At 54.4% G+C, this 19,968-nt stretch carries 18 protein-coding genes and 1 pseudogene; 17 read left to right on the forward strand and 2 right to left on the reverse strand.

Going from position 1 to position 19,968, the window contains the following annotated elements; all coding sequences use genetic code 11:
* The first annotated feature begins 32 nt into the window (after positions 1-32).
* From BLR64_RS19095 to BLR64_RS19125, 7 genes and pseudogenes are all read left to right on the forward strand, one after another.
* Positions 33-266, forward strand: coding sequence for a group II intron maturase-specific domain-containing protein (locus BLR64_RS19095; RefSeq protein ID WP_090716670.1), 234 nt, complete (start codon positions 33-35; stop codon positions 264-266).
* Between the two features lie 234 nt (positions 267-500).
* Positions 501-1,409 (forward strand): EAL domain-containing protein, encoded by a 909-nt coding sequence (locus BLR64_RS19100; RefSeq protein WP_090716554.1) that lies wholly within the window; start codon positions 501-503, stop codon positions 1,407-1,409.
* The gene (locus BLR64_RS19105; protein WP_090716555.1) at positions 1,390-2,358 is read left to right on the forward strand and encodes a GGDEF domain-containing protein; all 969 of its coding nucleotides are present in this window, start codon (positions 1,390-1,392) and stop codon (positions 2,356-2,358) included. The genes BLR64_RS19100 and BLR64_RS19105 overlap by 20 nt, the downstream gene beginning before the upstream one ends.
* Before the next feature lie 115 nt (positions 2,359-2,473).
* Positions 2,474-2,911, forward strand: coding sequence for a hypothetical protein (locus BLR64_RS19110; RefSeq protein ID WP_090716672.1), 438 nt, complete (start codon positions 2,474-2,476; stop codon positions 2,909-2,911).
* A gap of 93 nt (positions 2,912-3,004) precedes the next feature.
* Positions 3,005-3,904 (forward strand): selenium metabolism-associated LysR family transcriptional regulator, encoded by a 900-nt coding sequence (locus tag BLR64_RS19115; protein WP_090716557.1) that lies wholly within the window; start codon positions 3,005-3,007, stop codon positions 3,902-3,904.
* A 53-nt stretch (positions 3,905-3,957) separates the two neighbouring features.
* Positions 3,958-4,407, forward strand: a pseudogene (locus tag BLR64_RS19120) (GNAT family N-acetyltransferase); the annotation flags it as partial.
* Positions 4,408-4,551: 144 nt separating this feature from the next.
* On the forward strand, positions 4,552-5,457 hold the full coding sequence (locus tag BLR64_RS19125; RefSeq protein ID WP_090716674.1) for a PHP domain-containing protein: 906 nt from the start codon (positions 4,552-4,554) through the stop codon (positions 5,455-5,457).
* Between the two features lie 143 nt (positions 5,458-5,600).
* Here the strand turns inward: BLR64_RS19125 and BLR64_RS19130 are convergent, their stop codons facing one another.
* Positions 5,601-7,472, reverse strand: coding sequence for an Rqc2 family fibronectin-binding protein (locus BLR64_RS19130; protein WP_090716559.1), 1,872 nt, complete (start codon positions 7,470-7,472; stop codon positions 5,601-5,603).
* Positions 7,473-7,665: 193 nt separating this feature from the next.
* Between BLR64_RS19130 and BLR64_RS19135 the strand changes: the two genes are divergently transcribed.
* From BLR64_RS19135 to BLR64_RS19155, 5 genes are all read left to right on the forward strand, one after another.
* On the forward strand, positions 7,666-10,485 hold the full coding sequence (locus BLR64_RS19135) for a calcium-translocating P-type ATPase, SERCA-type (protein WP_090716560.1): 2,820 nt from the start codon (positions 7,666-7,668) through the stop codon (positions 10,483-10,485).
* Between the two features lie 83 nt (positions 10,486-10,568).
* Positions 10,569-11,405, forward strand: a complete 837-nt coding sequence (gene dapF, locus BLR64_RS19140) for a diaminopimelate epimerase (protein ID WP_090716562.1) — start codon at positions 10,569-10,571, stop codon at positions 11,403-11,405.
* A gap of 167 nt (positions 11,406-11,572) precedes the next feature.
* Positions 11,573-13,225: a spore germination protein gene (locus BLR64_RS19145; RefSeq protein ID WP_090716564.1), complete on the forward strand. Its 1,653-nt coding sequence runs from the start codon at positions 11,573-11,575 to the stop codon at positions 13,223-13,225.
* Positions 13,212-14,423, forward strand: coding sequence for a Ger(x)C family spore germination protein (locus BLR64_RS19150; protein ID WP_167360731.1), 1,212 nt, complete (start codon positions 13,212-13,214; stop codon positions 14,421-14,423). The genes BLR64_RS19145 and BLR64_RS19150 overlap by 14 nt, the downstream gene beginning before the upstream one ends.
* A 17-nt stretch (positions 14,424-14,440) precedes the next feature.
* Entirely contained in the window at positions 14,441-15,541 is a 1,101-nt protein-coding gene (locus BLR64_RS19155; protein ID WP_090716567.1) for a GerAB/ArcD/ProY family transporter, read from the forward strand.
* On the opposite strand, the gene BLR64_RS19160 is transcribed toward BLR64_RS19155, so the two are convergent.
* Positions 15,514-15,771, reverse strand: a complete 258-nt coding sequence (locus BLR64_RS19160; protein ID WP_139172026.1) for a hypothetical protein — start codon at positions 15,769-15,771, stop codon at positions 15,514-15,516. The two genes, BLR64_RS19155 and BLR64_RS19160, sit on opposite strands and share 28 nt — an antisense overlap.
* 170 nt (positions 15,772-15,941) lie before the next feature.
* Here BLR64_RS19160 and BLR64_RS19165 point away from each other — a divergent pair, with 170 nt between their 5' ends.
* From BLR64_RS19165 to rpoZ, 5 genes are read left to right on the forward strand one after another with little or no spacing between them, the layout of a single operon-like run.
* The gene (locus BLR64_RS19165) at positions 15,942-17,816 is read left to right on the forward strand and encodes a bifunctional homocysteine S-methyltransferase/methylenetetrahydrofolate reductase (RefSeq protein WP_090716570.1); all 1,875 of its coding nucleotides are present in this window, start codon (positions 15,942-15,944) and stop codon (positions 17,814-17,816) included.
* A gap of 38 nt (positions 17,817-17,854) precedes the next feature.
* Positions 17,855-18,751 (forward strand): YicC/YloC family endoribonuclease, encoded by an 897-nt coding sequence (locus BLR64_RS19170; protein WP_090716572.1) that lies wholly within the window; start codon positions 17,855-17,857, stop codon positions 18,749-18,751.
* A gap of 50 nt (positions 18,752-18,801) precedes the next feature.
* Positions 18,802-19,062: an extracellular matrix/biofilm regulator RemA gene (gene remA, locus BLR64_RS19175; RefSeq protein WP_006209218.1), complete on the forward strand. Its 261-nt coding sequence runs from the start codon at positions 18,802-18,804 to the stop codon at positions 19,060-19,062.
* 18 nt (positions 19,063-19,080) lie between these two features.
* The gene (gmk, locus tag BLR64_RS19180; RefSeq protein WP_090716573.1) at positions 19,081-19,650 is read left to right on the forward strand and encodes a guanylate kinase; all 570 of its coding nucleotides are present in this window, start codon (positions 19,081-19,083) and stop codon (positions 19,648-19,650) included.
* A gap of 55 nt (positions 19,651-19,705) precedes the next feature.
* Positions 19,706-19,906, forward strand: a complete 201-nt coding sequence (gene rpoZ / locus BLR64_RS19185) for a DNA-directed RNA polymerase subunit omega (protein WP_068727534.1) — start codon at positions 19,706-19,708, stop codon at positions 19,904-19,906.
* The last annotated feature ends 62 nt before the right edge of the window (positions 19,907-19,968 follow it).

The raw sequence follows: 19,968 nt of genomic DNA on the forward strand, positions 1-19,968 counted from the left end.
GCGTAGTCAAAGAAAGATTAGCACCGCCGAGTATGCGCTCTAAATCGTTCGCGGAACAAGTGGAATGGCTCAATCCAAAGATTCAGGGATGGAGAAATTATTACTACACGAACTACAGCCAAAAGAGATTAGCCAAGCTGGATTGGTATATTCTGCAGAGATTAACCCGGTGGTACGCGAAGAAGAGACAACGCAGAAGATGGATGAGTTCATTACCTGAAGTAAAGTATATTGCCAAGATGTATGGACTAAGAACGCTATTGTGATCTGCATGCCCATGAATGACAAACATCGGAAAGCCGTATGAGGGAAAACCTCACGTACGGTTTGATGAGGAGGGGCTGGTTTAACCCCAGCCCTTCACTCTAGTGATACAGGCCCGAAATAAAGCGGGTGATTGTCGATATTTGGCAGGATATTTAATCACCGCTTAATACTTTGCGTATATGCTTGTGCTAAGAGTGATAAAATTCACGAAGACAGGCATACAGGTGATCAAAATGAGCAAAGAACGGGCGCTGTCCCACAAGATAAAATCCATTCCCAGGTATCTTCAGCATTTGAATGTCAGGCTTAAGGAAGAGCTGCAGGAGCTCGGCCAGCTATCCGCCCTGCTGGATATCATGAACAATGAACGTCTGGATACGTATTTTCAGCCGATTCTGCAGCTGCGTACCGGTCATACAGTCGGGCATGAGGTGCTAAACCGTCCTCCGTCCTCCACCTATTTTCCGACCACAGAGCACTTCTATGAATTTGCCGGGAGGACGGACCAGATGTTCCGCTTTGAGCAGAACTGCCGGAGGATGTCACTGCTGAGGTACATGGAACGGCTGCCTCTGGAGGACCGTGCGAGAGGCACGTTAGTCTTCATCAATGTCCATCCGGGGGTGCTGAATGATACCCGTCATAAGAGCGGAGAGACGCTGGCCCTATTGCAGTCGCTTGGGCTGTCCCCGGAGCGTGTCGTGTTTGAACTGACTGAACGGCAGGCTGTGCAGGATTATATCGGCTTTGAAAAGGTGCTGTCCCATTACCGTGAGCAGGGCTTCCGCATAGCAGTTGATGATGCAGGCTCAGGCTACAACAGCCTGAAAACGCTGGTATACCTCAAGCCGGAATTCATCAAGCTGGACAAGTCGCTGATCCGGGGCATCCACGGCTGCCGCGAACAGCAGGAGCTGCTGGAGCTGATCCGGGAGTATGCGGCCCGTTCGGCCACCAAAGTCATTGCGGAAGGCATCGAAACTGCGGAGGAGCTGGTATATCTGCAGAGAGCGGGCATTGAGTTCGGACAAGGTTATGCGCTGGGCAGGCCGGGGCAGCTTCCGGTGCAGGGCAGCTGTCCTGTAGAGCCTATCAAAGCTGCTGGAAGGGGAGTCTATGGCTATGTTTCTTCAAATCGGTGAAATTGCGGAGCAAATCCCGGAGATTTCCCCGCAGCATAAATGTGAATATGTGGATCAGATTTTCAAAAGCAATCCCCGGCTGCAAGGTGTTTCCGTTACCGAAAACGGGAAAGCCGTAGCTCTGATTATGCGTATCCGCTTTTATCAGCAAATCGGAACCTTGTATGGCTATACGCTATACATGGGGAGGGCAGTGGAGCTGGTTATGGACCGCAATCCGCTTGTGGTGGACTACAAGACGCGGATTACGGAGGTCAGCCGGCTGGCGATGGACAGAAGCGAGGAGAATCTCTACGACTATGTGCTCGTTACGCATGAAGGGCGTTTGTTCGGTGCGGTGAGCGTGCGCGACCTGCTGCTGAACTTCGCCGAGATTCAGGCGGTGGCAGCCAGCTTTCTTAATCCGCTAACCGGCTTGCCGGGCAATTTGAGTATCAATGAATGGATGGTAAAAGCGCTGCTGCAGGATCAGTTCAGTGTATTATACATAGATCTTGATCATTTCAAGGCTTATAACGATACGTACGGATTCAAAGAGGGGGACCGGCTGATCCAGGCGGCTGCGGAGATTTTGAAGCATTGCGCCCTGCAGCTGGAAGGGTTCCTGGGGCATATCGGCGGGGACGACTTTATTATTTTTATCAACGACTACCAGTTTGAGGACTGCTGCCGGGCCATTATCAGGGAATTTGAGCAGGTTATAAAAGAGTTCTATCATCCGGGTCATCTGGCACAGCAGTATGTTCTGACCGAAGGCCGTTCAGGCGGCATGGAAAAAATTCCGCTGGTCTCGATCTCCGTTGCGGTTGTGACCAACCGTTTTCGCCAGTTTGCTTCAATTGAGGCGTTGTCCGAGGAGGCGGCACGGCTCAAAAAAAGATGCAAGAAGATCAAGGGCAGCAGCTATGTGGATGATTCTGACCTTGCCATGAGCAAAGTGAGCCGCTGACTGTAAGCCTGATACCGGCTGTACCGGAGCGGCATGCTTGAACAAGCTGCGTCAATGCGGTAAGATTGACAACAATAAGAGCATGCCTAGACCCTTCCGGTGGAGAGTGATGATGATGCATGGCAAAGGGTTAGACTGGTGGGGGGCGTATGAGCCTTTTCACATCATGCTGAATGACTACAGGGTCGCTGATATTGTGATAACAAGCCACGCTCAGAGCCGTTATGCGGACCGGGTCAGCCGGGAAGGAGATGCCGGTGTGGAGCCCGCTGCTTTTTTGTGGCAATGCCTGAAGCAGAATCGGATCAAGCCGTATCTGCAGAGCAAATACAACGCCTATCTGATCGATGAGGATACCGTTGTGATTGCAGAGTTCAAGGAGCTGGAGGGTGTCACCAGCCTGTCCGGCCGGCCGCTGCACGTGATGGTGATTGTCTCCTTTCTGGGGCGGATCTCGGCGACTCCACAGCTGCGTGATCTGCAGGGCTACTTCTCCCGTCTGCGGAATTCCCGCCGGATGAAGCTGATGAAGAAGCGCCGCAAACGCAGATAGCGCGGAGCAGTACGCAAAAAGGCATGCGGCCGAGGACCGCATGCCTTTTTATTAAAAAGATCGATCTATACAGCACTGAAGGAGTCTGAATACATGAATTTTCATCAGCTTCATATTTTTTATACGGTATCCGAGCAGGGGAGCTTCTCGGCAGCCGCCCAGCGGCTGCATATGACACAGCCTGCGGTTACGATGCAGGTGCAGGCGCTGGAGGATTATTTCGGGATCAAGCTGTTTGACCGCTCCAGCAAGAAGATCGTGCTCTCGGAAGCGGGACAGGTGCTCCTGCCGTATGCACGGCGGAGCATCCAGCTGATCCGCGAAGCGGATCAGGCCATGTCGGCGTTCACGCATATGCTGGAGGGGCGGCTGCAGCTCGGGGCGAGCCTGACTATCGGCGAATATGTGCTGCCGCGCCTGCTTGGGCCTTTCGGCAAAGACTATCCGAATATCTCTATTAACATGAAGGTTATGAATACTTCACAGATTATCGAGGAGATTCATAAGCATCAGCTGGACTTCGGGCTGGTTGAAGCGCCGGTAGCCCATCCGGCCATGATGCTGGAGCCGGTGATGGGGGATGAGCTGAAGCTGATCGTACCGTGGGGGCATCCGCTGGCCGATCAGGAGGAGGTTACCCTGGCAGATGCGCTTCAATACCCGTTTGTCCTGCGGGAACAGGGTTCGGGTACCCGTATTGTGATGGAGGAGCAGCTGCTCGACAAAGGTCTTGATCCGGGAGCCATGAGAATCGTCATGGAGCTGGGCAGTACCGGTGCGGTAAAATCGGCGGTAGAAGCCGGTCTGGGCATCACGATTATCTCTACGTCCTCGGTCAAGCATGAAGTGGCGCTGGGGCTGCTCAAGGTTGTCGATATTACGGATGCCTCCTTCAAGCGGCAGTTCTATGCCATTCATCTGAAGTCAACGCTGCTGCCGATCCCGGCAGTCACCTTCCTGACTTATCTGCGTGAGCATAAGGACGACCGGTAATACAGCAGGGTCCGGCTTGTGGAACAAGACAGGGTAAAGCGGGGGTATAAGATATGGGGGTACGGCTGCAGGGAAACAGGGTGATTTTGCGTGATCTGGTTGAAGAGGATCTTCGGACCATTTACTATCACTACTATGAGGCTGAGGATCAGGAATTTCAGAAGTGGGATGGTCCGTATTACAAGCTGGAAGAAGAGAGCTTTGAGAAATTTGAAGAGAGCTACCTTGGAGTGCTGGCGGTGACTTGGACCGACAAGCCGCGGTCAAGGCTGGTAATTGAAATCGACGGAAAGCTCAAAGGCACAGTCAACTGGTACTGGGTATCGGAGGAAACGGACTGGCTTGAGATAGGTATCACTATTTTTGATTCCCGTTATTGGTCAGGCGGCTACGGAACCGAGGCTTTCAAAATGTGGATGGCTTATCTGTTTGCTTCAATTGATACAGTCCGCCTAGGCATTGCCACCTGGTCGGGTAACGTCAGGATGATGGGGCTGGCCGCCAAATGCGGGATGGCGCTGGAGGGGCAGATCCGGAAAGCGCGGATAGTCCGCGGCGAATATTACGATGCAATCAAGATGGGCATTCTGCGTGAGGAATGGGAGCGCATGAATCCGTCAATACACATGAAACGCGGGGTGGCAGAAATGAACAGTCAGCAGGATGATTTCACGGTAAAAGAAACCGGCCGGACCGGTCTGCAGGGATATGCCGACCTGCATAGCCATACGCAGGCTTCGGACGGCATGCAGCCGTCTGCGGAGAATGTTCGGATCGCCTTTGATAAAGGGCTGTCGGCAGTAGCCATAACGGATCATGATACCGTCAGCGGCGTTGCGGAAGCGCTGGAGGCAGGACGCAAATACGGTATTACTGTCGTACCGGGAGTAGAGATCAGCACCCGTGCTGAAGGCAAGGAGATACATGTTCTGGGCTATTATATAGACACTGAGCAGGAGCTGTTTCTCTCCAGGCTGGCAGCCCAGCGGGATACCCGGGCTGCCCGGAACGAAGCGATCCTGGCCAGGCTGCGTGAACTTGGTATTGAGATTACACTGGAGCAGGTGCTTGCCAATCTCGGCCGTGCATTAAAGCCCGACGAGAGCATCGGGCGGCCGCATATTGCCGATGAACTGGTGCGGCTCGGGGCTGCTGCCGATATGCGTGATGCCTTTGACAAATATCTTGCAGAGGGCGCCGCAGCCTATGTATCACCACCGCGCATTACACCGGAGGAGGCCTGTAAGTGGATCATTGAAGCAGGCGGGGCGCCGGTGCTCGCCCATCCCGGCATTTACGGCGATGATGAGCTGGTACGGGGCATTATTGCCCGCAGCGGGCTGCGCGGCATCGAAGCGCATCACTCGGACCACAGCCCACAAGATGCTGCACGTTATATAGTGATGGCAGAGCAATACGGGCTGCTGGTTACCGGCGGCTCGGACTTTCACGGTGCGCGCCAGGGCGTCATATTCCATGGCGATCTGGGCAGCGTAAGCGTGCCGGCGGATGTGCTGAAGCAGCTCCGCGATGCTGCAGATAATCGCAGATAACCTTGATGGCTGCACCCTTATGATGTGCCGCTGGCTCTATGAAACTGTCAGCTGCTCTATTAACCGGAGCAGCGTCCAAAAGAAAAGCCGGACCGCAGGAAGTTATACTTCCCGCGGTCCGGCTTATTGTGCTTTATGAGGGTTCAGCTTCTCAGCGTATTCGGCAGGCTTTTAATCCGCTCCTCATCCGGTGTGACAAACAGCGTCTTCTGATGGTCATAAATGACGAAGCCGGGCTTCGCACCGCTTGGCTTGCGGACATGGCGGATCAGGGTGCAGTCAACCGGAACGCTGCTCGACTGCTTGGCCTGGCTGTAATAAGCAGCCAGCTGTGCCGCTTCCTCCAGGGTGGCATCTCCGAACGCCTCACTGCGGATCACGACATGCGAGCCGGGAATGTCCTTGGTATGCAGCCAGGTGTCATTAGGCGAGGCCAGGCGGTTCGTGACGTATTCGTTCTGCAGGTTGTTCTTGCCGACATAAATATCCACACCCTCGGATGAGGTATACACCTGGACGGTCGGCCGGGTAGCCTTCTTTTTCTTTTTACCCTTTTTGCTGCGGTCGCGCAGGTAGCCCTGGCTGACCAGCTCATCGCGGATCTCCTCGATATCGTTAAGCGAGGCATGGGCAAGCTGCTGCAGCAGCGTCTCCATGTAGGTGATCTCTTCATGTGTCTTGGCCTGCTGCTCTTCAATCACAAGCAGGCTGTTCTTGTACTTGTTGTACTTCTTGAAATAACGCTGCGCATTGTCAGACGGAGTGAGCAACGGATCAAGCGGAATCGTGAGTTCTGCCTGATTTTCATCGTAATAGTTCACCAGCCGGGCTTCCTTGTCTCCTTTGGACACAGCGTGCAGGGAGGCAAAAAGCAGCTCTCCCCAGATCCGGTACTGGTCCGCATCATCCGCTTCCTCCAGATCCTTTTGCAGCTTGGCCAGCTTCTTTACATTCTTGCTCCGCTCGTTGGTTAGAAAACGTATAAGGTCAGCGACCCGCTGCTTGACTGTATCACGTTCTGCCTTATCCCCGTAATATTCCTCCAGGCAGCTGCTGATCGTGCCGTAATGCCGTACTTCTTCGCCCAGTAAAGTCAGAGGAATGGCGGAAAAGACCGGCTTGCCCTTGGCATTATTGCCGGAAACAGGTTCGAACCGGGACTCTCTTACAGGCGTCATTACGGAATCAAAGGCTGCCCACAGCTTTCCAGGTGCCTCCGGATGCTGCGATACAACCTCCTTGCCTGCCCTGTACAGAATTTCTCCGGCAATCAGGGGGCTTATCCCGCTGAAAGCATGTACGATCCAGCCTGCAGGGTCAGCTGAAGGAGCAGGTCCCCCGCTTCCGTCCTGCACCGGTCCTTCCAGCGACCGCAGGAGCTCGGCAATATCTCCTTCGATCATGTCCTCAGGCTCAGCCTTTTCTTCGCTTTCACCCAGCAGTGCGGCTTCCTCAGCGTCTGCCATCAGCTTGATGAATGCCTCTTTGCCTACCTCCAGCGGATTCAGCTTATGCTGCTGCGGCGGCTCGGTGTAAGCGGCCCCTGGCATGACAACCCGGTAGCTGCTGATTGACGGGGTCACATGATGGATGCCGTCAATGATCGTACCGCTGGCAAGATCGGTAAGAATGATGTTGCTGTGTCGGCCCATCAGCTCGATGATCAGCTGTTTGGCCGAGACATCCCCAAGCTCATCACGGGTCCGGATATTGATATGGATGATCCGCTCCATGCCGACCTGGGCAATGCTCTCAATGGTTCCGCCTTCACAATGCTTGCGCAACAGCATGCAGAACATCGGCGCCTCCGCCGGATTGACGCTGCTGCGTTCGCTCAGGTGCAGGCGGGGATAGGTCGGGTTCGCAGACAGCAGCAGCTTGCCTCCGCCTCCTGCGCCGCGCAGGATGAAAATAAGATCGTGTGTGCTGGGCTGATATATTTTGCCGACGCGCGCACCGATAAAGGCCTGAAGCTCGTGCACGATCGCTCTGGTAACAATACCGTCTAATGCCATGTTAAAAGCTCTCCTGTCGCAAAAAGATTAAGTGCTACTCCCTATGATGCCATACATTAACACATTCGCGCAAAAGGGAAAGCAGACGGGCAGTGATATTTTGGGACGACCATGAATACACTTGGTCATGAACAGGTGGAAAAGCTGTGCGCCGCCGGAAGTCAAGAAACGACCGGGAGGGGAAAGAAACGATATGGAACAAAAAAGCTGGCACCGGCTCGGTGCAGAGGAGCTGCAGAAGCTGTTCGGCGTTCAGCCGGGATCGGGCCTGAGCGCAGAGGCAGCTGAGGAAAGACGCAAGGAGAGCGGGTTCAACGAACTGTCGGAGGGAAAAAAAATCTCGCCGCTGACCCTGCTGCTTAACCAGTTCAAGGATTTTATGGTGCTGGTGCTGATGGGGGCAACGCTGGTATCCGGCCTGCTGGGCGAGTACCTCGATGCCATTACGATTGTCGCCATTATCCTGCTTAACGGGGTGCTTGGCTTTGTGCAGGAATTCAGGGCCGAGCGCTCGCTGCGGGCGCTGAAGCAGCTGTCGGCTCCTAATGCCAAAGTGCTGCGCGGTGGCAGGCAGGAGCTTATCCCGGCCAGATTGCTGGTTCCCGGTGACATCGTGCTGCTGGAGAGCGGCGACCGTGTTCCGGCCGATGTCCGCTGGCTGGAATGCAGTGCGCTGTATGCCGAAGAATCGGCGCTGACCGGCGAATCGCTGCCTGTATCGAAGCATGCCGATGCCATTCCTGCTGCCGAGCTGCCGCTTGGCGACCAGAAAAATATCGGATTTATGGGCACAATGATTACCCGCGGCACAGGCAAAGCGGTTGTTGTCCGCACCGGTATGGATACGGAGATGGGGAAAATTGCCGATCTGATCCAGAACACCGAATCGCAGGAAACTCCGCTGCAGCACCGTCTGGAGCAGCTGGGAAAAATTCTGATTTATGTTTCGCTGGGTCTTACCATAGTGGTTGTGCTTGCCGGTATCCTGCACGGGCAGCCAGCAGCAGCGATGTTTCTTGCCGGCGTGAGCCTTGCCGTAGCCGCTATTCCCGAAGGGCTGCCGGCGATCGTGACGATTGCGCTCGCGCTTGGCGTGCAGCGGATGATTAAACGCAAGGCCATCGTACGCAAGCTTCCCTCTGTGGAGACACTTGGCTGTGCTTCGGTGATCTGCTCTGACAAGACAGGCACGCTGACCCAGAACAAAATGACGGTGACGCGTGTCTGGAACGCCGGACGGATTCTGGAGGTGACCGGCGAGGGCTATGCCCCTTCCGGGCAGATTCTGCAGAAGGGCAGACCGGTTGATCTGAAAAATGATCAGAATCTGCGGCGAATGCTGCAGATCGGAGCACTCTGCAGCAATGCCGAGATTGTTGAAACCTTCCCGGCAGAGCTGCGCGGCAAACGCAAGGGGAAGGAAAAGGCGGAGTCCGCGGATAATCCGCTCAGCAGCCAGCCGGTGTGGGAACTGAAAGGTGATCCGACGGAGGGCGCACTGGTAGCTTTATCCGCCAAAATGGGTCTGACTGCACAGTCGCTCGCAGTTACCTATACAAGGGATCAGGAATTCCCGTTTGATTCGGAACGCAAGCTGATGTCCGTCGTCGTCAGCCATCCGGGCGGGCGGATGATTTGCACCAAGGGTGCACCGGACGTTCTGCTGAACAGCTGCACTTATATGCTGTGGGAAGGTGCGGTTGTGCCGTGCACCCCGACGCTGCGGCAGAAGGTGCTTGAAGCGAACGAGGAGATGGCCTCCGGCGCACTCCGGGTGCTGGGCATGGCATACCGCGATCTGCGCTCCGGTGAGGCAGCCGGCAGTGAGAAGGAAGCGGAGAGCCAGCTCGTCTTTGCCGGGCTGGCCGGCATGATCGACCCTCCGCGGCGTGAAGTGCGAGATGCGATCAGTGTTACCCGCCGGGCGGGGATCAAGACGGTAATGATTACCGGCGATCACGGCACGACGGCTGAAGCGATTGCCCACCAGCTCGGCATCCTGCAGCGCGGCGGAACCGTGCTGACCGGTACGCAGCTTAGCCGGATGGATGACGACGAGCTGGATAAGGTGTCCGATAATGTGCATGTTTACGCGCGTGTATCTCCTGAGCACAAGCTGCGGATCGTCAAATCGCTGCAGCGGCGCGGCCATGTGGTTGCCATGACCGGCGACGGCGTCAATGACGCTCCCGCGATCAAAGCGGCGGACATCGGCATCTCCATGGGCATTACCGGCACTGATGTTACGAAGGAAGCTTCAGCGCTGGTGCTCGGCGATGATAATTTCTCAACGATTGTTGCTGCAATTGAGGAAGGGCGGAATATTTACGAGAATATCCGCAAATTCATCCGTTATCTGCTGGCCTCCAATGTCGGCGAGATTCTCACCATGTTCTTCGCCATGATGCTCGGCCTGCCGCTGCCGCTGGTGCCGATCCAGATTCTCTGGGTTAACCTCGTAACAGACGGCCTGCCGGCGATGGCTCTTGGGGTAGATCAGCCGGAGAAGGATCTGATGGAGCACAAGCCGCGCGGGGCCAAGGAGAATATTTTTGCCCGCCGTCTCGGCTGGAAGATTATCAGCCGCGGCCTGCTGATCGGGCTCTGCACACTTGGCGCCTTCTGGCTGACGCTGCGCACCGCTCCGGGCAGTGCGGAGCAGCTGATCCGCGCACAGTCTGTAGCCTTCGCTACCCTGGTTATGGCCCAGCTGATCCATGTGTTTGACTGCCGCAGCTCGCGCTCTGTATTCCACCGCAACCCGCTGCAGAATAAAGCGCTGGTGCTGGCTGTCCTGTCATCCGTGGTGCTGATGCTGCTCGTCATGTACCTGCCGGTGCTGCAGCCGGTCTTCAAGACGGTGCCGCTGAACTTCCGGGAATGGTGCCTGGTATTCGTAAGTGCAGGCATCCCGACATTCCTGATGGGAGCAGGCAGCGTATGGGGCGGCAAAAAGAACCGCAGCAAGAGCGGCGGCCGTCCGGTGATGAAAAGTACAAAAATTTCAGCATAAAATCAATAGCATTGTCCCCGCTCCTTGAGGTATGCTTGGTTCACATGTGAATGCTAACAAACCTTTTAGGAGTGGACCTTTCAATGGAATTTACAAAAATGCACGGTCTTGGAAATGACTTTATTATCGTATTCGGCGAGCAGGAGCTGCCGGCTAATGCTGCAGAGCTGGCAGTGAAGCTGTGCAACCGGTTCTTTGGAATCGGTGCCGACGGGCTTGTATACATTCTGCCATCCGAACGCGGCGACTATATGATGCGCATTATGAACTCTGACGGCTCGGAAGCTGAACAATGCGGCAACGCCATCCGCTGTGTTTCCAAGTACGTCTATGAGCACGGGCTGGTGGAGTCGGAGGAAATTGTGATCGAAACGATCGGCGCAGGCGAGCAGAAGGTATCGCTGAAGGTGAAGGACGGTGTGGTTGAAACCGTAACGGTGGATATGGGGGAGCCGGTATTGTCCGGCACACAGATTCCCGTTGCTATCGATGCCGAGCCCGTACTTGATCAGCCGATTGAAACGGATGGGGCTGAATTCAAGTTTACAGCCGTTTCGATGGGCAATCCTCACTGTGTGATCTATGTGGATGATGCTGTGAGCTTTGATCTGGCAACCTGGGGACCCAAGCTGGAGGTTCATCCCTTGTTCCCCAGAAAGGTCAATGTAGAGTTTGCAACCGTCCGTGACCGCGGACATGTGGATATGCGGGTCTGGGAACGCGGTGCAGGTCCTACCCTGGCCTGCGGTACTGGGGCCTGTGCAACGCTGGTATCGTCTGTGCTGAACAATCTGACAGACCGCTCGGCGGTAATCAGCCTTAAAGGCGGAGATCTGTTCATCGAATGGAATGAACAGGATAATCATGTGTATATGACCGGTCCGGCTCAGGTGGTCTATACAGGTTCTGTGGAAGTGTAATCAGGCAGGCTCTGTACTCACATTATACTGCAGCAGCTAATAAAAGGATGTCCGGTAAGCCACGCGGCTTGCGGACATCCTTTTTGTGCTGCATCTGGTGTGATCATCCGAATAATGGCAGAAGGAACCGCGAATAATAGGAACCATTATCAGAAGGGGGGAGTCCGATGAGCAGCGGGCGGCGGAACATGGACAGCCAGGCGGAGGCAGCCGGTCTGACGGGCAGAGGCGGCAGAACATCCGGATTAACAGAAGATCTGGACGAGACGATCCTCAATATCCGGACCGAGCTTGGAGAGAGCCCGGACCTTAAAGTGCGCAGACTTCAGATCGGCGGAGAGCGCAGTGTCCAGGCGGCGGCAATCCATATCAGCGGGCTGGCGGATCCGGCTGCCGTCAATGAATTTGTAATCGGCTCACTCCTGGCGGAGCCGCAGAAGCTCCCGGAAAGTGCAGCAAATCCTGCCCGGATTCAGGCGGTGCTGCTGGACGGCATTCTTGAGCTGGGGGATGCAGAGGTCACGGACGGCTGGAATGATCTGCTGCTGGCCGTGCTGTCTGGAGATACGGCTGTACTTATCGAGGGCTGCATGAGTGCGGTTCTCTGTGATACCAAAGGCGGGGAGTCACGCTCTGTAGAGGAGTCATCTTCCCAGATGGTCGTACGCGGGCCAAAGGACGGGTTCGTGGAATCTGTAGCCACCAACATATCCCTGATCCGCCGGCGGATCAAATCACCGAAGCTGCGGCTGGAATATACGAGAGTCGGCACAGAAACACAGACCCATGTAGCTATGCTTTATATGAAGGAACTGGCAGGCAAGGATCTGGTGGAGGAAGTCAGGAGCCGGCTGAACAAAATAGCGATAGACGAAGTGCTGGAATCGGGCTTCATCGAAGAGCTGATCCAGGACAAGACGTTCACTCCTTTCCCGACCATTTTTAATTCAGAACGCCCCGACGTAGCAGCAGGAAATCTGCTCGAAGGCAGGGTGGTCATCATTATTGACGGAACCCCGTTTGTGCTGATTCTGCCTGCAGTGTTCACCCAGTTTTTCCAGTCCGCGGAAGACTATTCGCAGCGCTTTGACATTGCGATCCTTATGCGGCTTGTCCGGTATGTCAGTTTTATAGTACTACTGCTAGGCCCTTCAGTGTATATTGCCTTAACAACCTATCATTATGAAATGATTCCGACTACCCTGCTTATTAATCTGCTCTCACAGCGGGAAACCGTGCCGTTCCCGGCCTTTGTTGAAGCGCTGTTAATGGAGGGGGCTTTTGAAATCCTTCGTGAAGCCGGTGTGCGGATGCCGCGTGTCATCGGACAGACCGTTTCGGTTGTCGGGGCGCTGATTCTCGGTTCAGCGGTTGTTGAGGCCGGCATTATTACTCCCATTATGGTTATCGTTATTGCCCTGACAGGTATTGCGAGCTTTGCCATCCCGTCATATAACATGGCGATTGCCGGTCGGATCATCCGTTTCGGATTTCTGCTGCTGGGCGGGATGTTCGGCTTCTACGGCATTACGCTCGGCCTGATCGTGCTGGTAGCGCATATGAACAGCCTGCGTTCATTCGGTATTCCTTATTTATCGCCGTTCGTGCCGTTGTCAGTAAAAGGGCAGAAGGACACCCTGCTCCGGCTGCCGCTCTGGCTCATGAAATCCGGCAAAACACCGGCACAGCTCAGGAAGGAAATGCCGGATTACAAACGGGTGACAACCGGCCATGAAGCTGCGCTGGCGCCGCTTATACGCAATAACGATGCTGCCGGCAGGAAGCAGGACAGGGAGGATGGGCGAGATGAAGAAAAGTAGTTTTTCTTTGGTTTTGCTTATTGCGATCCAACTGGTCATTCCGCTTGTGCTGGCCGGATGCTGGGACAGCGTCGAGCTTAACCGCCGGGCAATCGTGTCCGGTGTCGCCATAGACCGCGGAGAGGGGGAGGCCGAAAAATATGTCCTCTCCTTCCAGGTCATTGTCGCCGACGAAATTTCCGGAGAAAATACACGCGGCATTTCACCCGTCGCTCTGTATACAGGCAAGGGGCACACGATGTTTGAGGCGCTGGCTAATGCTTCCCGCCAGACTGCCCGTTTTTTGTCCCTCGGCCATATACGTGTACTGGTTATTTCCGAAAAGGTGGCGCAGGAGGGCATCAAGGATATGATGGATGTGCTTGAGCGGGAAAGCGATACCCGGTTAACCAGCCTCATGTTTATTTCCAAAGGACAGCAGGCCCGCGAGATCATGTCAACCATGACCGTATTCAGCAAAATTCCCGCTAATGATCTTGTGGAGAAGCTCGATACGACCTCCAAGCAGTTTGGTTACAACTACCGGATGGAAGTTGACGATGTAATCAGGGGAATTCAGCTCAGGGGCGGGGGGCCGGTCATTAACGGTGTCATTATTGACGGCAGCCGTGAAGGTGCGGATACGAATGACAACATGAAAACCATTGCCCCGCATGCAGTCATCAAGGTAACGGAGCTCGCTGCTTTTAAGGATGACAGGCTGAAGGGCTGGCTGAAGGGGAATACTGCGCTGGGGACAGCACTTTTGCACAATAAAATCAAAGGGTATCCGGCAGTCATCCGGTATCCGGGTTCAGGCTTTATAGCCTTTAATGTATACCAGTCCCAGCTTGAAGTAAGGGTCAAGGCAGCTGATCCGGAGCATCCTGTTTTTATTGTGAAAATAAGCCAGCAGGTTTCAATCAAGGAAAGTCCAAACAGCCTGGATCTGACTTCCCCTGAGACCCTTCAGAATCTGTCGCCCCTGCTGATAGAGGATACCGCTACAAAAATCAGGGCAGCCATTGAAACGGCCAAGAAATATAAGAGTGACTATATCGGGTTCGGACAGGTAATGGAGCGCAAAAATCCGCAAGGCTGGAAAAAGGTAAGGGATCACTGGGAGGATGTCTTTGCAGCCTGTGAATTCCGGATAGAGGCCGATGCGGTCATCAGGCATACCGATATTCGCAGCAACTCATTTCAGATTAATCCGTAGAGTGGTGGAGGAATAGTATGGGAAAAGTAAAAATAGGATTGCTCCAGTTTTTCAGCATTACAATTCTGTTTGAACTGGGGACTTCCCTGGTGGTCAATCTGGGCATGGCGGCCGGCAGGGATGCCTGGCTTTCAATTCTGATCGGCTCACTGGCCGGCCTGCTGATGTTTTCGGGGTATGCCTATCTGTACAGAAAACATCCGGATCTAACATTTATAGGCTACACCCGGAAGCTTCTGGGCAAAACCGCAGGGACACCAGTTGCGCTGCTATACATTATCTTGTATATGAATCTTTCCGGCAGGGGGCTCCGTGACGGCAGCACGATGCTGGCGATGGCCTCGATGCACAACACACCCCTGTTCATTCTGAGCATGCTGATGATTTTGTCGAGCTCCTATGTGCTGCATAAAGGCACGGAGGTCCTGACGAGGACTTCGCTGGTATTTACTACAATTGTATTAATGATCGGTTTGTTCAGTATGATTCTGCTCATCCTTTCCGGTTCAATTAATCTGCAGCATCTGATGCCGGTGCTGGAGAATGGCTTGTGGCCGGTAATGGATTCCGTGGTGCATCAAAATTATATGTTTCCATTCGGGGAAATGATCGTCTTTACCATGCTCATGCCCTACCTCTCCGATGTCCGCAAAGGGCCGTGGGTCATTGCTGCAGCCATGCTCGTTTCCGCGCTGCTGCTCAGCGCCACGATCGCCCTTAATATCTCGGTGCTGGGGGCGGATATCGCAAAGCGTTCCCAGCTGCCGCTGATGCCGACAATCAGCAAGATTTCTATATCGGATTTTATCCAGCGGGTGGATATCTTTGTGGTGATGGTGCTGATCATCGGGGTCTTTTTCAAAATGTCGGTCTTTTTCAGCGCCGCCCTGATCGGAATCTCGGAGTTGTTCAATCTCCCGTACCGGCGGATGCTTTATCCCTGTACACTGATCATCCTGTTTACTTCAATGCTGGATGCCCGCAGCTTCACTGAGCATCTGGATGAAGGCGGCAGGCTGCTGTACACGGTCTACCCGGTGTTCATGATTGTTATCCCTGTTATTCTGATCATTATTACGGCTGTCCGCAGCTACTTTTCGGCACCCCGTCCCGGCTGAGTGCCGCGGACCCAATAGATAATATCGGGCACTATCAGTGCGAGCAGCATGACGGCGGCTGCCAGCTTTTCCGAAGCGGAATACAGCAGGTAATCGAGGATGTAAGCAATATTCCCCCTCCCGTAGCCGAACAGCCAGTCCAGCAGATACAGATACAGAAGGGATAGTGCTGATAAAATAAGGATCACTGCATACTTGCGAAGCAGCAATCTGCGCGTTTTTCTTTTCAACCCGGAACAGTCCTTTGCTGGTTAATAAAAGTAGTATGGGCATTTTCTGTAATGCCATGCAGGTCCTCTGCCTGGCCGGTTCATATTTGGGGCTCCTGAATGCTTATCATCCATCCCGATTTATGTTACATTAGTATGAAACTAATGACAGTATAGGGGAGGTTCTTGCGGTGAAGCCGGATTTGCGCTCTGCATGGAAGAATAACGTGTTGGTCGGAGACGGGGCGATGGGAACCTTTTTATATCAGAAGGGCTTCCCTGTCGGCATCTCCTATGAAGAATTGAATCTGAACTCTCCTGAGGTCATTGAAGATGTGCACCGCAGCTATATTGAAGCCGGAGCCGTGCTCCTGGAGAGCAACACGTACTCCGCCAATTATGACAAGCTGGCCAAATTCGGCCTCGAGGGCAGAGTGGAGGATATTAACCGCGCCGGTGTGCGGATTGCGCGGAAGGCGGCGGGGGAAGCCGGTTATGTGGTCGGCGCCGTAGGCTCCATCCGTGCCGGCAAACGGGCAAATCTGTCCGCTTCCGAGCTGAAACGTTTCTACACCCAGCAATTTGCTGCGCTGCTTGAAGAGCAGCCTGACGGGATCATGCTGGAGACCTTCTATGACGTAGAAGAGCTTCACCTGGCGCTGAAGGCGGTCCGCAAGCTAAGCAGCCTTCCGGTCATCTGCCAGCTCGCGGTGGATGAGACGGCGCGTACGCTTGACGGGTTAACGCTGCCGGAGGCTTTTCATATTCTGGAGCAGGACGGGGCAGACATTATCGGCTTCAACTGCCGGACCGGGCCTAACGGCATCAAGCGCGCCCTTAGAACACTGCAGGGAAGCCTGGCGCTGCCGGTGTCGGTCTATCCTAATGCAGGGATCGCCGATTATGTGGACGGACAGTACCGCTATGGTGCCACGCCGGATTATTTCGGGCAGATGGCCCCTGTCTTTGCGGATATGGGCAGCCGGATTATCGGCGGTTGCTGCGGTACAACACCGCAGCATATCGCTGAAATCTCGGCTGCGCTGCGCGGGTATGTCCCGCAGCCTCTGCCGGAGCCGGCCGTGAAGCAGAGTGCGGGGAGCATTATCGTGCATGAGCATCTGGAGGAAGACGGTGGCCGGAGCGGGCGCGAGCCGAATCTGGTGGATCTGGTGAAGGAGCGCCATACGGTGATTGTGGAGCTCGACCCGCCGCGCGATCTTGATATCACGAAGTTCATGAAAGGCGCGGAGGCGCTGCGCAGAGCTGGAGCAGATGCCCTGACACTGGCTGACAACTCCCTTGCCGTAACACGGATGAGCAATATGGCGCTCGGCTCCCTGGTACAGGCCCGGACCGGGCTCCGGCCGCTGGTGCACGTTGCCTGCCGGGACCGGAATCTGATCGGGACCCAGTCCCATCTGATGGGCTTTGATGCGCTGGGCATTGACCATGTGCTGGCAGTGACAGGAGATCCGGCGCGGTTCGGCGATCTGCCGGGCTCAAGCTCCATTTACGATTTGACCTCATTCGAAATTATCCGGATGATTAAGCAGCTTAATGACGGGATCGCCTTCTCGGGCAAGCCGCTCAAACAGAAGGCCAGGTTTGTGATCGGGGCTGCGTTTAACCCGAACGTGAAGCATCTGGACAAGGCAGTGCAGCGGCTGGAGAAAAAGATCGCCTCCGGCGCCGATTATATCATGACACAGCCAGTCTATGATCCGGAGCTGATTGCGAATATTGCGGCAGCGACCAGGCATCTCGACATTCCGATCTTCCTCGGAATCATGCCGCTGGCAAGCGGCCGCAATGCCGAATACCTGCATAACGAGGTACCGGGTATCCAGCTGTCGGATGAGGTGCGCAGGCGGATGCAGGGGCTCGAAGGCGAAGCCGGCAGGGCAGAGGGTGTCGCCATCGCCAAGGAGCTGCTGGATGCGGCCACAGCACACTTTAACGGGATATACCTGATGACCCCGTTTATGTTCTACGACATGAGCGTACAACTGCTGGAGTATATTTGGGCCAAGCAGGGGCGCAAATTGTCCCCCTTGTTTCGCTAGTAAGAATCAATTACAATAGTGTAATGGATGTGATTCCGTTGTCATTTAGCATGACCGGATACGGTCAATCATCCCTGCAATTCGGCGGTTACAAGATTACGTTCGAAGTCAAATCGGTGAATAACCGTTACTGCGAAGTTGTGCTGCGGATGCCCCGGGATTGGACGGTTTATGAGGATATGCTGCGCAAGACAGTGCAGAACCATATCAGACGGGGACGGGTAGATGTTATCATTAACAGGGAGACCGCGGATGAGGCGGTTGCCCTGCAGGAGCTGAACCGTCATGCGGTCAAATCCTATCTGGAATCGGCAGAAGCGCTGAAGAAGGAGTTCGGGCTTGCAGGAGAGTTGACTTTGCGTGATATACTCTCTATGCCCGGTGTTATGGAACTGAAGGAGGGGCCGGCGGCTCTATCAGCCGGTACACCTGAAGAATATGCCGGGATGCTTGAGCGGGGATTAACGGAGAGCCTGGAGTCGCTGCTTCAGATGCGTGCCCGGGAAGGAAGCTATCTTGCTGCCGACCTGTCGCGCAGGCTCGTCCATCTTGAAGAGCTGCATGCGGCGATGGCAGCCCTTGCCCCGGCGGTTGTAAGTGAATACCGCGATAAGCTGCGGCAGCGGCTGAGCGAATTGAATGACGGAACGTTCCCATTTGAAGAGCATAAATTCGGAATGGAAATTGCTATTTTTGCCGACCGCTGTAACATTGATGAGGAGCTTACCCGGCTGTACAGTCATTTTGAACAATGCAGGGCCCTGCTTGATGGAAGTGAGCCGGCAGGACGCAAGCTGGACTTCCTTATCCAGGAGATGAACAGGGAGACGAATACAATCGGGTCGAAATGCAATCATCTGAATCTGGTGAATCTCACGCTTGAGATGAAGGCGGAGCTGGAGAAGATTCGTGAGCAGGCGGCGAATATGGAGTAACAGGAATTTCGGCAAGCAATGATGTAACTTATGGGGGGAACAACCGGAACATGGCAATCAAATTAATTAACATCGGCTTTGGGAATATCGTGTCGGCCAACCGTATTATTTCCATTGTCAGCCCGGAATCTGCACCGATCAAGCGTATCATCCAGGAAGCCAGAGACCGGCATATGCTGATCGATGCAACCTATGGCCGCCGGACGCGGGCCGTCATCATCACGGACAGCGACCATGTCATCCTCTCGGCCGTTCAGCCGGAGACAGTGGCACACCGTCTGTCCAGTAAAGATGACGATAACGACGAATAACAACAATTGGAGTGTACTATGTCAAAAGGATTGCTGATTATTTTATCCGGACCATCCGGCGTTGGCAAAGGCACAGTGTGTACAGCACTAAGACCCAAGATGCCTGAGCTTGTCTATTCCGTATCTGCCACCACCCGCAGTCCGCGGGAAGGCGAAGAGAACGGAGTCAATTATTTTTTCAAGAGCAGAGATGAGTTTGCGGCAATGATTGAAGCAGACCAGCTGCTGGAATATGCAGAATATGTAGGGAATTATTACGGGACTCCGCGTGATTTTGTGGAACGGACGCTGGAGAGCGGCAAAGATATCATTCTGGAGATCGAGGTTCAGGGTGCGCTGAAGGTCAAGGAGAAGTTTCCTGAGGGAATCTTTGTCTTCCTGCTGCCTCCTTCGATGGATGAGCTCAAGGACCGCATCCGCGGACGCGGTACGGAGCATCCTGATGTAATCAGCCACCGCATGTCTGTTGCCGAGGATGAGATTGGCCTGATCCGGCACTATGACTACGCCGTAGTGAATGATGAGATCGACCTCGCCTGCAAACGTATTGAGAGCATTATTATCGCCGAGCACTGCAAAGTAAGATAATAAGCGCTGCCAGGATTGAACCATATTTACAGTAAATGATGAAGAGGTGTCTTACGTGCTATATCCGTCTATTGATGAAATGATGAACAAGGTTGACAGCAAGTATTCGCTGGTTGTCGCTGCAGCCCGCCGGGCAAGACTGCTCCGTGAAGGCGGCAAGACTGATGTCAAAGCGCCTAAATCCCACAAGTTCGTCGGCGTTGCGCTGGAAGAAATCTATGAAGACCGCATCCTTGTAACCCGCGGCGAAGAATAGCTTCCGCTTCTTGCTGCACCTGCAGCAGAAACAGCTCTCGTTTTAACAGCTGTTTCTGCTCC

Origin of the sequence: Paenibacillus typhae (assembly GCF_900099765.1) — a bacterium.
Lineage (GTDB): Bacteria > Bacillota > Bacilli > Paenibacillales > Paenibacillaceae > Paenibacillus_AQ > Paenibacillus_AQ typhae.